This is a genomic window from Cohnella rhizosphaerae (genome assembly GCF_029525575.1).
Lineage (GTDB): Bacteria > Bacillota > Bacilli > Paenibacillales > Paenibacillaceae > Cohnella > Cohnella rhizosphaerae.
This window is the reverse complement of the sequence record NZ_JAPDIA010000003.1, coordinates 532,535-545,918: the sequence shown is the minus strand read 5'-3', so window position 1 is coordinate 545,918 and position 13,384 is coordinate 532,535. Positions and strand designations below refer to the sequence as shown.

Annotated in this window: 11 protein-coding genes and 3 pseudogenes; 3 read left to right on the top strand and 11 right to left on the bottom strand. The window is 64.6% G+C overall.

All coding sequences use genetic code 11. The annotated features are described in order from the left end of the window. Positions 1-156: 156 nt before the first annotated feature. The 7 genes and pseudogenes from OMP40_RS08110 to OMP40_RS08085 form a co-directional block, all read right to left on the bottom strand. Positions 157-1,566: pseudogene (locus tag OMP40_RS08110) on the bottom strand (PP2C family protein-serine/threonine phosphatase); the annotation flags it as partial. Positions 1,567-2,168: 602 nt separating this feature from the next. After that, positions 2,169-2,462, bottom strand: a complete 294-nt coding sequence (locus OMP40_RS08105) for a BTAD domain-containing putative transcriptional regulator (protein ID WP_277530589.1) — start codon at positions 2,460-2,462, stop codon at positions 2,169-2,171. Continuing rightward, complete coding sequence (locus OMP40_RS08100) at positions 2,363-4,201, bottom strand: hypothetical protein (RefSeq protein ID WP_277530588.1); 1,839 nt, start codon at positions 4,199-4,201, stop codon at positions 2,363-2,365. The genes OMP40_RS08105 and OMP40_RS08100 overlap by 100 nt, the downstream gene beginning before the upstream one ends. A gap of 355 nt (positions 4,202-4,556) precedes the next feature. Further along, positions 4,557-5,414, bottom strand: a complete 858-nt coding sequence (locus OMP40_RS08095; RefSeq protein WP_420871908.1) for a putative bifunctional diguanylate cyclase/phosphodiesterase — start codon at positions 5,412-5,414, stop codon at positions 4,557-4,559. Positions 5,415-5,430: 16 nt separating this feature from the next. Continuing rightward, positions 5,431-5,943, bottom strand: a pseudogene (locus OMP40_RS41330) (diguanylate cyclase domain-containing protein); the annotation flags it as partial. Next, positions 5,915-6,607, bottom strand: a pseudogene (locus tag OMP40_RS41325) (PAS domain-containing protein); the annotation flags it as partial. The pseudogenes OMP40_RS41325 and OMP40_RS41330, both read right to left, overlap by 29 nt. Before the next feature lie 65 nt (positions 6,608-6,672). After that, the gene (locus OMP40_RS08085; protein WP_277530584.1) at positions 6,673-6,963 is read right to left on the bottom strand and encodes an STAS domain-containing protein; all 291 of its coding nucleotides are present in this window, start codon (positions 6,961-6,963) and stop codon (positions 6,673-6,675) included. 200 nt (positions 6,964-7,163) lie between these two features. Here OMP40_RS08085 and OMP40_RS08080 point away from each other — a divergent pair, with 200 nt between their 5' ends. Next, on the top strand, positions 7,164-7,949 hold the full coding sequence (locus OMP40_RS08080) for an exodeoxyribonuclease III (protein ID WP_277530582.1): 786 nt from the start codon (positions 7,164-7,166) through the stop codon (positions 7,947-7,949). A 446-nt stretch (positions 7,950-8,395) separates the two neighbouring features. Here the strand turns inward: OMP40_RS08080 and OMP40_RS08075 are convergent, their stop codons facing one another. After that, a complete protein-coding gene (locus tag OMP40_RS08075) occupies positions 8,396-8,683 on the bottom strand; it encodes a DUF4183 domain-containing protein (RefSeq protein WP_277530580.1) in 288 nt (95 codons plus the stop codon). 216 nt (positions 8,684-8,899) lie between these two features. On the opposite strand from OMP40_RS08075, the gene OMP40_RS08070 reads away from it, so the two are divergent. Together OMP40_RS08070 and OMP40_RS08065 are read left to right on the top strand one after the other, a co-directional pair. Continuing rightward, positions 8,900-9,076 carry a hypothetical protein gene (locus OMP40_RS08070; protein ID WP_277530577.1) on the top strand — a complete coding sequence of 59 codons (177 nt, stop codon included), beginning with the start codon at positions 8,900-8,902 and terminating at the stop codon, positions 9,074-9,076. A 663-nt stretch (positions 9,077-9,739) separates the two neighbouring features. After that, positions 9,740-10,150: a DUF4183 domain-containing protein gene (locus OMP40_RS08065; RefSeq protein ID WP_277530576.1), complete on the top strand. Its 411-nt coding sequence runs from the start codon at positions 9,740-9,742 to the stop codon at positions 10,148-10,150. A gap of 198 nt (positions 10,151-10,348) precedes the next feature. On the opposite strand, the gene OMP40_RS08060 is transcribed toward OMP40_RS08065, so the two are convergent. From OMP40_RS08060 to hflK, 3 genes are all read right to left on the bottom strand, one after another. Beyond that, complete coding sequence (locus tag OMP40_RS08060) at positions 10,349-10,783, bottom strand: CAP domain-containing protein (protein WP_420871952.1); 435 nt, start codon at positions 10,781-10,783, stop codon at positions 10,349-10,351. After that, positions 10,773-11,303, bottom strand: coding sequence for a copper amine oxidase N-terminal domain-containing protein (locus tag OMP40_RS08055; protein WP_277530574.1), 531 nt, complete (start codon positions 11,301-11,303; stop codon positions 10,773-10,775). Before OMP40_RS08055 ends, OMP40_RS08060 begins: the two co-directional genes overlap by 11 nt. Before the next feature lie 63 nt (positions 11,304-11,366). Then, positions 11,367-13,253 (bottom strand): FtsH protease activity modulator HflK, encoded by a 1,887-nt coding sequence (gene hflK / locus OMP40_RS08050; protein WP_277533042.1) that lies wholly within the window; start codon positions 13,251-13,253, stop codon positions 11,367-11,369. Positions 13,254-13,384 lie beyond the last annotated feature (131 nt).

The following is a 13,384-nucleotide window of genomic DNA, read 5'->3' as shown; positions in this document are numbered from 1 at the left end:
TCCGACGTCGCGGGTCTGCCTGCATACGGCCGCGATGCGGCAACCTGCGGCTTCCCGCTCTCCGCCGGGCAGCAGCCCCCGCTGGAGACTGTCGGACAGACGCAGCTCGCGGGCGGCATCCTCGTATCGGCGCGAGGCGTAAGCCTGCAGCTCGTTGAAGGCCCGTCCGAGCTGGCCGAGCTCGTCTTCGGCCGTCGCCTCGACGCGCCCCAGACGCGGATCGTCCTCACCCTCCAGCATGCCGTACATGCCGTCGATCATCGCGCGTAGGCGGCGCCGGAATCGGACGGCGAGGATCCGGAAGGCGGCGAGCGCGGCCAGGGCCGCGGCGGCCGCGAACGCGAACAGCCGCGCCAGGCCTGCGGGATCGCCCGGTATGTGCCAGACGCGAAGGTAGAGCAGAAGAAGGCCGGCGGAAGCGGCCAGCAGACCCAGGTAGGCGGTCATGAGCGACAAAATGAAGGTCGGCGCAGGACGTTTCCTCATCGTTCCCCCCTCCTCCCTCACGACGAGCAGCAGCGCGTTCGCATCGCCCCGCGACTTCGTCGAAGCCGCCGAGCGCATGCGCAGCAGCCCTTCCGCGAGTTGGCCGTCTAGCGGCTCGTCCGGATCGAGGCCGGCAAACGTGCGGCCCGCCGTTTCGTACAGCAAGGCCTCTGGAGCCGCGTCCGCTTCGTCGGTTGCCGACTTGACAGTCGCCGCTTTGCTGTTTGCCGTTTCGCCGGACGCTGCGATGATCGCCGCTTCGGCCGCCGCCTCCGAATACAAACAGACGCGATCGCCCTGCCGAAGACGCCAGCTGTCACCGCTCTTCAGCGACCGCCCCTCGCCGCCGCGCTGCAACCAGCCTCGCATGCCGCCTTGCATGCCGATCGCGATGGAGCCGCCCGCCGCATCTATGAACGCGACGGCCGCGGAGAGCTCGGCCTCCTCCGGAAAGATCTCCTTCAACTGGCTTGCGAATCGCGCCAGCGCCGTCTCGGGCGCCGATTCGCGCGAAGCCGCCGGCTCGTCTTGTCCCTCCAGCTCCGCCCGGAGCAGCAGCATCGCCGCCGACATCCGCAGCGCCGCCGGCAGCCCTTCGCCCGCGACGTCGCCGACGAGCGCCGCCAACCCGCCGCCGGCCAGCGGCACCGCGTCGCAGAAGCCGCTGCCGACCTCGGCGCGCGTCTCGTTCAGCACCGCCAGCGCGATGGCTCCGAAGCGCTGGCGCGAAGGCGGCTGCAGGCTGAGCTGCAGGCCGCGGGCGAGCCGCAGCTCCCTGACCACGGCGTCGTAATCCCGCCCAAGTCGATCGTGCAGCCGGTTAAACGCGACGGCCAGTTGGCCGATCTCGTCTGCCGCCAGCACGGGCATTTTCGGCTGCGAGGGACCGTGATCGCCCCGCAGCAGCTCGCGCAAGCCGCCGGCCAGCAGCTGCAGCTCCCGCCGGAAGCCCGACGCGAGCAAACCGAGGACGGCGCCCGCGAAACCCCATTCCAATCCGACGAGCGACAGTAGCACGGGCCAGCGGAACGGCTCGTTTTTGGCGTCGGCCACCCACACGTACCATAGCACGGACAGCATGTTGATCATCAGCAGCGCGCCGAACGTCGTCGTCAACATCGTCAGGAAGCTCCGACGGCCGATGCCGGCGCCTTGTGCATGCGTCATCCCGGCCAGCGCCGGCCGGATCAGTCTGCGGCCCACGGAGTAATACAGGATCGCCGCACTCGTGCCGACGCAAAGCTCGTACATGAAGCTGCGGATGAAATTTTGCCAATACGACGCCCCTACGTTCAGCAGCGAGTGGCCGTCGAGCGCGTAATGCACGATATGATAGGCCGGTATGGCGAAGACGGCGTAGCACACCGTCCAGACGAACAATTCCCAAGGCAGGCGCAACAGACTTCGGCCGGCCGCGGGCTCGCTGCTCGCCAGCGGATCCGATGCGCTGATTCGCGCGGCCCCGTTCAGCCGCAGCCAGACGTGGAGGCCGAGCATGGCGATGAGGATAAGCAGGATGAGCGACGTCAGCGGAATCGCAATCTTCATCTGAAAGGCGAGCGTCAGCCGCTTGATGAAGTAGCTCTCGAGGAACGACCAGCATAGCACCAGCGCCGCGCCGGACGCGAACAGCGCCAGAAAGCGCAGCATGATCGGCGACCAGGGCTTTATCGGCAAACGTTTCACCTCCCGAGCAGCCGCAGTGTCTCGTCCAAGGGGCGGATGCCGAGCTCGCTCGCCAGCCGTCGCTCCAGCTGCCTGTAAAGCTCCTCCGCCTCGGCGCGTCTGCCGAGTCGGCCGAGCAGCGCGATCAGACTCTGGTATGCTTCCTCCAGCAGCGGCTGAAGACGCACCCGCTCCCGCAGGTAGCTCTCCGCTACCTCTTCGTTCCCTGTCGCTGCCGCGGCTTCCCCCCAGCCGGCGCAGGCCTTCCCCCCTGCCGCTCCAGCTGCGTCTCCCGAAGCCGGTCCAGCCAATCGACGTACTGCAGCTCCGGCGCCAAGGCGCCGTAGAGCGGGACGGCTTGCCCATAGAGCGCCAGCGCTTGCTCCCGGTCGGCCGGCCACAGCTGCGCGGCGACTCGCATCAGCATGTCGTACCGTTCGGCGTCGGTCTCCGCGACGAGTCCTTCCTTTAGCCTCACAAGGCCTTCCCGAACCGCGATTCCGTTCGGCTCGCCCAGCCGCTCGGCGATGATCTGCTTGAGCTGATGGGATGCGACGTAAAAGCGGTTATCCGATTTGTCCGCCGCGGCATCGGGGAACAGGTCCTCGACGAGCCGCTCGCGGACCGCCGCCCGCTCCGGCTGAAGCAGCAGGTAGAGGAGCAGTTCCTTGGTCTTGCTGCGCTTCCAGCGGATGTCGCCGACCGTCGCGCCGTCCTCTCGCGTGAACAGCAGCCCGCCGAACAGCCGGACGTGCCAGCCGGACGAACGCGAGGAAGGCTGCAGCCGCCCGGGCGGCGCTGCGGACCGGGCAGGGGCTTGGGCCAGGTCCGAGGCTATGGATAGAACCGGCATTTGGGCCGAGGAGGCTGGATCTTGAGCTTGAGCTTGGGAGGATGAAGATTCGCCTGGCACTCCTGCCAACGCATGAGCCTTCGATTGAACGCTGGTCCCAACGTCCTCCCGCTCCAGCGCAGGACGCTCGGCCAGAGCGGCAAGCTGACGGGCAGCGCCTTCTAGCATCGCATCCGCGCCTGGAATCGGCATGAAGCCCGCGACTACGCGGGCTTCGGCGAAGCTCGCTTCGGCATCGGCCGCATCGTGCCGGGCAGCCGCCGCAAACGTTCGCGCGATCGCCCAGGCCAGCCGCAGCTCGACGTCCGCCGTACGGTCCAGGGCGAACGCTGCCAGCGCGTCCAGTTTGCCTGTGAGCGCCGGGGTATCGCCGCGCAAGACGGACTCGATGCGCACGTCGAACAGCCGCGCAAACCGATCGTAAGGATACGGCATGCCCTGGGACGCTTCCTGCTCCGTATCGGTACCTTCTCCGAGGCAGCGAGCCAGGCAAGCGTCAGCGGTCGCAAGCTCCTGCCGCCGCTCGGCGCGCAGCGCATCGGCGTAAAGCAGAAGCCGATCATCGATGCGGCCCATGGATGCGCGCTGCCCTAGCGACAGACGCAGCGCGAACCAGTCGGCGTCGCCGATCGCGGCGGCATGCCGCGTCAAGGCCTCAAGCAGCGCGAGGGCCGCGCGTTCGCCTTTGCCGTCCCGATCAAAGGCGGTCGCAGCAGCGCGATATTCGCGCATCTGCTCCTCAACGTCTCCGGCATACTCGGGCCCGAGCAGCGGGAGACCGAGCGCCAGCGCCCAGGCCGACTCACCCGGCATCCGCTCGCCTTCGTGCTCCCGCTCGTCCAGCAGGAAACGCAAAATCGTCTCCGCTTCGTGCCGCTGTCCGGTCCGTACGTGAACGATCGCCAGCAGCGACAACGCGGAGATCAGGGGCTCGCGTAGCGTGCCTGCGGCAAGACCCGCTACCGAAGCCGTCAACGCATCCCCCGCAGCAGCGAGATCGCCCTGCGGCAGCAAACTTTCCGCGCGGGCCTTAAGCAGCAACGGTGAAGCGGCAAGCCGCGACGCCGGCAGCGCGGCCAGTATAGCCGGATCTATGCTCCGGCGCAGCAGCGCTTCGTTCTCCAGCTTGATAACAGCCTCCTCGATCCGATTGCCCGACAACGCCTCGCGCACGAACTCGCCCAGCGTGGACTTCATAGCAGCATCTCGCCTTCTCCTGGTGGTGGTAACGCTTAATTCGACAGTCGCGCGGTTCAGTCCTGCAAGCCTAGGACGCAGGTCGCGGTTTGTTCCCGATCAAGACTTCCTTCCGAGGTAGGCGAGACATCTGGCGCGGTTTGTTCCTGCTCGAGAATTTCTACCGAGGTAGGCGAAGCGTCCGATAGAACATAAAAAAAATCCGCCGGCTTATGCAGCCCGACGGTCGTGATGAATTTCTGCCTAACTGAAGAAGAGCGTTCAGGGCGTCAGTCTCCAAGTTTGCACAAACGACACCGCCCTTCGCTGCCGCTTCGCTACACTCGCTTATGACCGTCGCGTCGGCCGCCCATTTTTACCTCCCAGGCGTCAGGTAGCCGGCCTCCAGCTCCGCCGCAGGCATCGGCCGGTCGATGTAGTAGCCCTGCGCGATGTCGCAGCGCAGCTCCCGCAGGCGGTCCATCTGCGCGGGCGTCTCCACGCCCTCCGCGATGACGCGGAGTTCCATGCCCTGCGCCATTTGGATGATCGCGCGCGTGAGCGCCTCGCTTTTCGGATCTGTGGTCAGCTCGGTCAGGAAGCTCTTGTCGATCTTTAAAATATCGATCGGCAGCTGCTTCAAATACCCCAGCGCCGAGTAGCCTTTGCCGAAGTCGTCGATCGCAATTCGGAAGCCCGCCGCCCTCAGCTCGCGCAGGACGGCGATGACAGGCTCCATGTCGACGATGCCGAAGCTTTCCGTGATCTCGAGCACGATCTGGCGCGGATCGCAGCCCGCCTCCCGCACGATGCCGCGGATCGACTCCGCCAGATCCGGCGCCATGAATTGCCTGCCGGACAGATTCACGGCGACCGCCGGCACCGCCCGCGATTGCCGGTCCCATTCGCCGAGCTGCCTGCATGCCTCCCCGAGCGCCCAGCCTCCGATCTCCCGGATCAGTCCCGTCTCCTCCGCGATCGGGATGAACTCTGAAGGCGGGATCGCGCCCAGCTCGGGATGCCGCCATCTGAGCAGCGACTCCATGCCCTCCAGCATGCCGCTCGCCAACCCGATCTGCGGCTGGTAGACGAGCCGGAGCTCCCCGCGTTCGGCCGCGAACCGAAGCTCCCGCTCCAGCCGAAGCTTGCGCAAAAAAAGCGCCGCTGATCCCCTCGTTGAACACCTGCGGCCCCGTGCCGAGCGACTTGGCCTCGTACATGGCCAGGTCCGCATGCCGCATGAGCGATTCCAGATCCTTGCCGTGATCCGGGTACAGGCTGATGCCGATGCTGGCCGTCATGTAAATCTCGTTGTCCGCCCCTTCGAACGGACGCTCCATTAGCTCCGCGATCCGCCGCGACGTTTCCATCGCTTCTTCCGCACGCTTCAGGCGCCGCAGGACGACGATGAATTCGTCGCCGCCGAGCCTCGATACGACGTCTTCCGCGCGGACGGCCCGCTTCAGGCGTTCTCCCATCTGCCGCAGCACCTTGTCTCCCGCGTCGTGGCCGAGCGAATCGTTGACGGACTTGAACCGGTCCAGGTCGATGAACAGCACGCCCAGCCGCTCTCCCTTTCTGCGGCAGCCCTCCATGACGTCCTGGAGCATCTCCTGCAGCAGCGTCCGGTTGGGCAGTCCGGTCAACGAATCGTAGTGGGCGAGATACTTCAGCTTGTCCTCCGACTGCTTGCGCTCGGTGATGTCCTTGAACATGCCAATGTAGTTCGTGACCTCGCCATGCTCGTCGCGCAGCGTCGTGATGGAGAGGAACTCGGGATACAGTTCGCCACCCTTCCGTCGGTTCCAGATCTCCCCCTTGCCATCTGCCGGTGCCGCGGAGGCTCGCCCACATCCGGTCGTAAAAGTCCCGTCCGTGCCTGCCGGACCGGAGCAGGGCGGGCGTATGCCCGCAAGCTTCTTCTTCCGTATAGCCGGTCACCGCGGTGAACGCCTTGTTGACGGACAAGATCCTGAGCCCCGCATCCGTGATCATGATGCCTTCTCCGGCATGGCTGAACACCTGCGCGTGCAGTCTGAGCTTGGAAGCGGCATTTTTGTATTCGGTGAGATCGAGGAACATCGCCATATAGTTTTGCAGCTGTCCGGCCTCGTCCTTAACCGCGGAGATCGACAGCCATTGCGGGTAAACCTCGCCGTTTTTGCGCCGGTTCCAGATCTCGCCCTTCCACTTGCCTTCGAGGTGAATAGCCGCCCACATCCGCGCGTAAAATTCAGGCGGCTGACAGTCGGACTTCAGCACGCTGGGCGTAAGCCCGACGACCTCGCCTTCGTCGTAGCCCGTAATTCTGGAAAAGGACGGATTCACTTGTATAATACGGGCGTGTCTGTCCGTGATCATGATCGCTTCCTGCGAATCGCGGTAAATTCGGGCATAGAGGGTCCATAACGTCTTGTCATGCTTCATGTTGCCCGCCGATGCCAAAAATCCGCTCATGCCCATGCCTCCCTGATGCCTCATGCCCCTGTCGTCTAATGCGAGAGCAGCCCGATTGCGTCGAGCTTCGGCTCCAGCCAGGCGCCAGCGTTCCTGATCTCGAACGTCGCTCCGATGTCCGCGCACAGGTTCCTCAAAGCCAGCAGCAGGCCGAGTCCCGAGCTGTCCAGGTCCGTGACCTCGTCCATTCGGAGCGAGACGCCCGGAACGCCCGCCGTTAACTCAGGGAACAGCCTGTGCCGGAGCTCGACCGCTTCGGCTACGCCGATCCTGCCCGACAGCACCACCTCGACCGTGCCATCCTCTCGCCTGATATCGAACTTCATGACGAACCTCCCGCGGGCGTCGACAGCCGTGTGATCCGAACCGACAGACACCGGCAAATTTAGGTAACTTTTTCTTATATACACCGTTACTGCGGGGATGTATGTGACATTTATCACACGCAGCATTCTTCCATTCGACACGGGTCGGCGGCAGCAGGTAGAATTGTAGAAAAGCGACGATCGACGAAGGAGACCATACGATGAAACTGGCGTCATGGAACGTGAACGGGCTGCGGGCAGCGATGAATAAAGGGTTCGGCGAATACTTCGACGCATTGGACGCGGATCTGTTCTGCGTGCAGGAAACGAAGCTTCAGGAGGGCCAGCTCAGCGTGGATCATGGAGAGCGGTACGGTCAGTATTGGAATTACGCGAAGCAAAAAGGCTACTCCGGCACCGCGGTGTTCACGAAGCGCAAGCCGTTGTCGGTGCGGTACGGGATCGAGGAGGACGCCGAGGAGGAAGGCCGCATTCTGACCCTGGAGTTCGAGGGGTTCTATCTGGTCAACGTCTATACGCCGAACGCGCGGCGGGACTTGTCGCGTCTTGATCTGCGGCTGGCGTGGGAGGATCGTTTCCGCCGATATCTGACCGAGCTCGATGCGATCAAGCCCGTCGTCGTCTGCGGCGATCTGAACGTCGCGCACGAAGAGATCGATCTGAAAAATCCGAAGCCGAACCGCGGCAACGCGGGCTTCACGGACGAGGAGCGCGCCAAAATGAGCGAGCTGCTGGGCGCGGGGTTCGTCGATACGTTCCGCCACCTGTACCCGGACCGGACCGACGTGTACTCCTGGTGGTCCTACATGCCCGGCGTCCGCGCGCGCAACGTCGGATGGCGCATCGACTACTTCCTCGTATCCGCGCGGCTCGCCCCCTTCGTGCGGGAAGCGTCGACCGACTGCGCCGTCATGGGCAGCGATCATTGCCCCGTGCTGCTGGAGCTGGACGATTCGGTCTGGGACGGCGTCGGGGCGAACCGATAGTCTCGGTTGGGACCAAACTTGCGCGGCAGCGGCGGCGGGGCGAACCGATAGTCTCGGTTGGGACCAAACTTGCGCGGTAGCGGCGGCAGGGCGGACCGATAGTCTCGGTCAGGACCAAACTTGCGCGGCTGCGGCGGCGGGGCGAACCGATAGTCTCGGTTGGGACCAAACTTGCGCGGCGGCGGCGGCGGGACGGACCGGTAGTCTCGGTCAGGATCAAACTTGCTCGGCAGCGGCGTCGGGGCGAACCGATAGTCTCGGTTGGGACCAAACTTGCGCGGCAGCGGCGTCGGGGCGGACCGATAGTCTCGGTTGGGACCAAACTTGCGCGGCTGCGGCGGCGGGGCGGACCGATAGTCTCGGTTGGGACCAAACTTGCGCGGCTGCGGCGGCGGGCGGACCGGTAATCTCGGTTGGAAACGAATTCGTGCGGCCCCCCCAACTGCCTAGCTGCCTGTGATCTCGACGCTAAGGCTGACGATCTGCACCATGATCGGCGTTCCTGCGAAAAGCGTCGCACCGTCGGGATCGATCGTCACGGACGTAGGCGTCAACGTGTAGATGTTCTGTTCTTGGGGCACGCCATTCAAATACAGCATCGAGTAAGCGCTTGGACCGAGCCCTTCGAACGAAGCGGCGGGCACGCCGTTTACCGTGAATTGGCCGGCACCGATCGTGACCGGGACGCTCGCGGTCTGTTCCAGAAAAGCGAGATACAGCGCGTTGCTTGGCAAAACGGCGATGTCCGCGGGTAGCGGCCCTGCCGGTCCGGGGGGGGCCCATCGGTCCGGGCGGACCCGGAGGGCCGACGGGGCCGGGAGGCCCGCTCGTGCCGGTCGGGCCCGCGATCCCGGGCTGACCGTTCGCACCGGCAGCGCCTGCGGGGCCGGCAGGTCCGGCGGGGCCCATGGGACCCGCCGGTCCCGCGAGACCTCTCGGATCCGGCGGAATTGCCTGGGCCGGCGGGTCGTCCGGATCTGGCGGGTCTACTGGATCTGGCGGGTCTACTTGAGCGGGCGGATCTGCCGGATCGGACGGGTCTATCGGCTTGGGCGGATCTATCTGAGCGGGCGGATCTGCCGGATCGGCCAGAACTGGCCCGCTTGACGGCCAAGCCCCCCCCTTGAGCGCCCCGATGGCCTTTCGACCCCGCAATGCGCTTCAGCCCGCGCCGGCTTAGGCGCCCTGTATGGCCAGGCGATCGGGGAGCGACTCGCATCCCCCGCGCACCGTCTCCGCTACGCTTGCGCGCGCCCGGCGTTCGAGCCGGGCGCTTTCCGGGCTTTCCGGGCTTTCCGGGCTTTCCGGGGTTTCCGGGCTTTCCGAGCTTTCCGGGCTTTCCGGGCTTCCCAGACGTTCCGCTCTGCGGACGCTCTTCCCGCTTTTTTCTTTTTTCCGGGAAGGCTGCGATGAATCGCCGCCTTCGCTGCCGGCCGCGCCGCGAGAGCGGCTTCGGCGCCTGCGCCGGTATGCGCGGCCGTCTGCCTTTCGAGCCTGCTTGCAAACGATAAGGGACATCCCCATCGGAATCCTCCTTTTGTGCGGTTTGCCGCATACCGCTTCCCGTTCGCTTACGCCGGCGGTCTCGTCTTGCCTTTGGCCTATCATATGCCGTGACGGCCGATCCGCTTTGGGCCGTTGGCCGGAAGGCCCGCGATTTGCGCCGCCTTTTCGGCAATTTGAGCCGGATGACGCAGTCGAAGCGCCGTACCGCAATCGCTCGCGATGCATGTACTGTTAGAAGGCCGAGGCTACGAAAGAAGTCCTCTCGGCCGGAGGAGGTGAGTGATATGCCCGTCATTAAACCTGTGATCGTCGCGATCGCCAGCAACCCCGTAGCGACCGGAGGCGTCATCTCGACGACCGTCAGCCCGACGGTGGACCGCTACTACGCCGCGGTGACGGCTGCCATGATCGTAGGCGGCGTGACCACGATACCGGCAGACAGCTTTCTCGACGACGCCGACGCCCCCGTGACCACGCTGCCGGATCCCCCCGCCAACGGCTATTACAACGTCTATGTCAACGGCACGCTGCAGCAAGGCGGACTGTCGACGCTGACCACAGCCAGCTTGGTGCTGGCGACCGGGGACCTGACCGAAGGTACGCCCGTTCTGCTCGAGGTCAGCAGCTTCGACGGCGCCTCGACGATGACGACGCAGCCGACGATCTCGGCTCCGACGATCACGGTCATCTCATAATCGGAAAAGCAAGAAGAGGCCGGCGCCCGCAAGGGGACCGGTCTTCTTGCGTCTCGCGGCGCAGTGCCGCTCGGTTTTGCGCGGATGGTATCAGTATCATCGACGGCGGCCCGGCCAAGACGCCCCATAAACATGCGGAAACACAAAAAAGGCGCAGCCCCTCGACCGATCGGAGAGGCTGCACCTTTTTCTAGTTCGTCACGGACGGGTAAACTGCTGCGTCCAATAGCTGCGATACTCGGAATCCGTGTAGTACGCGTAGCCGATGCCGATCTGTTCGTAGTCGCCGAGCATGTTCTTCAGATGACCCGGGCTGTTCTCCCAGGCGGCCACGACCGAGGCCGGCGTCTCCTGCCCGGCCGCGATATTCTCCGCCGCCGACCGGAACTTGATCCCCTGATCCCGCATCATCTCGAACGGATCGCCGTAGGTTGGCGAGTCGTGGCTGAAATAGCCCTGCTCGCCCATGTCGGCGGACTTCAGGCGCGCGACGAGCGACAGCGGCACGCTGAGGGCGAAAGGCTTGGTCTTGCCGTGCCGCGCGCGGAGGTCGTTGGTCCGGAAAAACGCCTCGATCTCCTCGTTCGACAGCTTGAACAGCTCGCCCGAGAGCGCGTACTGCTTAAACGTCATCTCCTGCGCTGCGTCCGCGTCGGGCTGCGAGATGACGGCGGTCTTCGTCGCCTGCCGCCATTCGAGCGCATGTCCGGTCAGCTCCGCGCTCGCCCGCAGCGGGATCATCGTGCTGTCCGACAGCAAGCTGCGCGGCGACGTCCAGCTTCACGACATAAACGGACGCCTTGCCGGTCGCGTCGGTGACCGTGCGCTGCACGTACGGCGAACCGATCTTCAGCAGCAGCGCGGTCCCGCCGCCCTGCGCAGCCTGCAGCGTCGCGGTCACGATCCGCGCATCCGGGTCCCAGGCCATGCGCGCGCCCATCGCTTCGAGCAGCGCGCGGGCGGGCACGAGCATGCGCCCGGCCTGGATGACCGGCGCCGCCTCCGCGAAGGCGACGGGCTTGCCGTCGACGACCGCATTCGCGGCGGACCCTGCCGCCGATACGATACCCGCGCCGCCGGGCGCCGGCACCGCCAGCCCGATCGCCAGCAGCAGCGTTAGTACCGCCTTGCTCATCGCACCGTATCGCCTCATCCGCATCGCCTCCTTCTATGGTGTCTATTTACCCGAATGCCAGAAGGCTCTACCCCGCAACGCTTAACGCTCGCCCAGCAGAATCCGCGTATACGGCGAATCCGCGGGCAGCATGATGACCGGCTCGCCCTTGAACGTGGTCGTGTAGCTCTGCAGCGTCCGATACAGCTTGTAAAACTTCGGATCCTTGCCGTAAGCCTCGTTATAGATGCGCGCCGCTTCCTTCTCGCCCTCGGCCACGATCTTCTTGGCGTCCGCCTCGGCCTGCGCGATGAGCTCCTGCGCCTGACGGTCCGCGTTGGAAGTCACCTTGCGCGACTGCTCGTCGCCCTCGGACAGGTAGCCGGCCGCGATCGACTGGCGATCCGAGATCATGCGGTTGTAGACGCTCTGCTTGTTCTCCTCCGGCAGATCCGTCTTCTTGATGCGCACGTCGATGATGTCGATGCCGTAGTTCTGATTCGCCGCGACGTCCTTGACCATCTGGGTGATCTCGTCGTTGATGTCGCCCCGCGCCGTCGTCTCGCTGATGATGCTGCCGTATTCGATCTCGGACAGCTTGCGCCGCACCGCGTTGTAGACGGCGTCGCCGATGCGTCCCTCGGCCGCCGATACGGTCTGCAGCGAACGCAGGAAGCGATGCGGGTCGGAGATGCGCCATACCGAGTAATTGTCGACGATGATCGGCTTCTTGTCCTTGGTCAGAATCGTCGTCGGCTGGCTATCGTAGATGCGCTGATACTTCGGAAGCGTGCGCACGGACTCGATGAACGGAATTTTAAAATGAATGCCGGGAGACTGGTGAATGCGCGTCGCCTCGCCGAACTTGAGCACGACCTTGTACTGTCCCTCGCCGACGACGAACATGGAGCCGGAGAGGAGAATGACGAGCAGCAGCGCGCCGACGCCGGTCAGAATCCATTTGCGGGTGTTCATTGTCCGGCACCTCCCTGGCCTGCGTTCAGGCTGCGTCGTCGTACCGCCCGTGCCGCTCGAAGTCGTCGACTTGGCGCCGCTGTTTTTGAGGAAGCTGTCGAGCGGCAGGTAGTTCACCGTGTCCCCGCTGCCGTCGGTCACGATGACCTTGGCGTTCGGCAGAATCTGCTCAAGCGTCTCGAGCACGAGACGGTCGGCGGTGACTTCCGGATTTTTAGCGTATTCATTGTAAACGGCATTAAATTGCGCCACGTCGCCCTGCGCGTTCAGAATCCGCGACTTCTTCTGCGCCTCTGCCTGCTCGATAAGCGCCTGCGCCTCGCCCCGCGCCTTGGGGAGCCGGTCGTTCACGTACTTCTGCGCCTGGTTGATCTTCGTGTTCTTCTCCTCGCGCGCATTGGTGACTTCCTTGAACGCCGTCTGCACCTGGCCCTCGGGCGGCTCGATGTCCTGGAACTTCAGGTCGTCGATCTGGATGCCCGTGCCGTACTTTTCCTGAATCTCAATCAGTTTTTTCTTGACGTCCGCCTGGATGACCGTCTTTCCCTCGGTAATCGCGTAATCCAGCTTGGTCGAGCCGATGACCGAACGGATCGCCGCGCTGGCGGAGTTCCGCAGGAACTGCTCCGGATCGTCGATATTGTACAAGTAATCGCGAATGTTGGCTATTTTCCACTCGATGACCGCGTCGGCGGAGACGATGTTCTCGTCGCCCGTGATCATGAGCGCCTCGGATTCGACCGGCGTCACCTTGCCGCCGCTGTCCTCGCGGTAGCCGATGTGCAGCTTCTGCGTCAGGTTGGCCGGCACCTTGACGACCCGCTGGATCGGCGACGGCAGCTTGAAGTGCAGGCCCGACTTCTCCTGCGTCGCCGTATACTTGCCGAACGTGAGAATCGCCGCTTGCTCCTGCTCCTGCACCGTGTAGAACGTCGTCGAGCCGATCCAGACGACGATGACCGCGACGATGCCGAGAAAGATCAGCCGCCACGTTCGCTTGGGCAGCTGCGGCATCTGGTACGTATTCTGCGTCTTGCCGCCTTGAAAAACTTCCATGTGCGCAATCCCCTCCCATGTTGTGTATAGGAGTACATACGCGCAAAGTGCGGAAGCGGTTGCCGGGAAATGCACGCGGCCCTCGTCGC

Bases quoted from the DNA above. Each gene is read 5' to 3' on its own strand.
- OMP40_RS08100 (WP_277530588.1), bottom strand. From the start codon at position 4,201: ATGAAGTCCACGCTGGGCGAGTTCGTGCGCGAGGCGTTGTCGGGCAAT.
- OMP40_RS08065 (WP_277530576.1), top strand. From the start codon at position 9,740: ATGCCCGTCATTAAACCTGTGATCGTCGCGATCGCCAGCAACCCCGTA.
- OMP40_RS08095 (WP_420871908.1), bottom strand. From the start codon at position 5,414: ATGCGGACCTGGCCATGTACGAGGCCAAGTCGCTCGGCACGGGGCCGC.
- OMP40_RS08055 (WP_277530574.1), bottom strand. From the start codon at position 11,303: ATGAGGCGATACGGTGCGATGAGCAAGGCGGTACTAACGCTGCTGCTG.
- OMP40_RS08085 (WP_277530584.1), bottom strand. From the start codon at position 6,963: ATGAAGTTCGATATCAGGCGAGAGGATGGCACGGTCGAGGTGGTGCTG.
- OMP40_RS08060 (WP_420871952.1), bottom strand. From the start codon at position 10,783: ATGACGTTTAAGCAGTACGCGCTCTCGGGCGAGCTGTTCAAGCTGTCG.
- OMP40_RS08080 (WP_277530582.1), top strand. From the start codon at position 7,164: ATGAAACTGGCGTCATGGAACGTGAACGGGCTGCGGGCAGCGATGAAT.
- hflK (WP_277533042.1), bottom strand. From the start codon at position 13,253: ATGCCGCAGCTGCCCAAGCGAACGTGGCGGCTGATCTTTCTCGGCATC.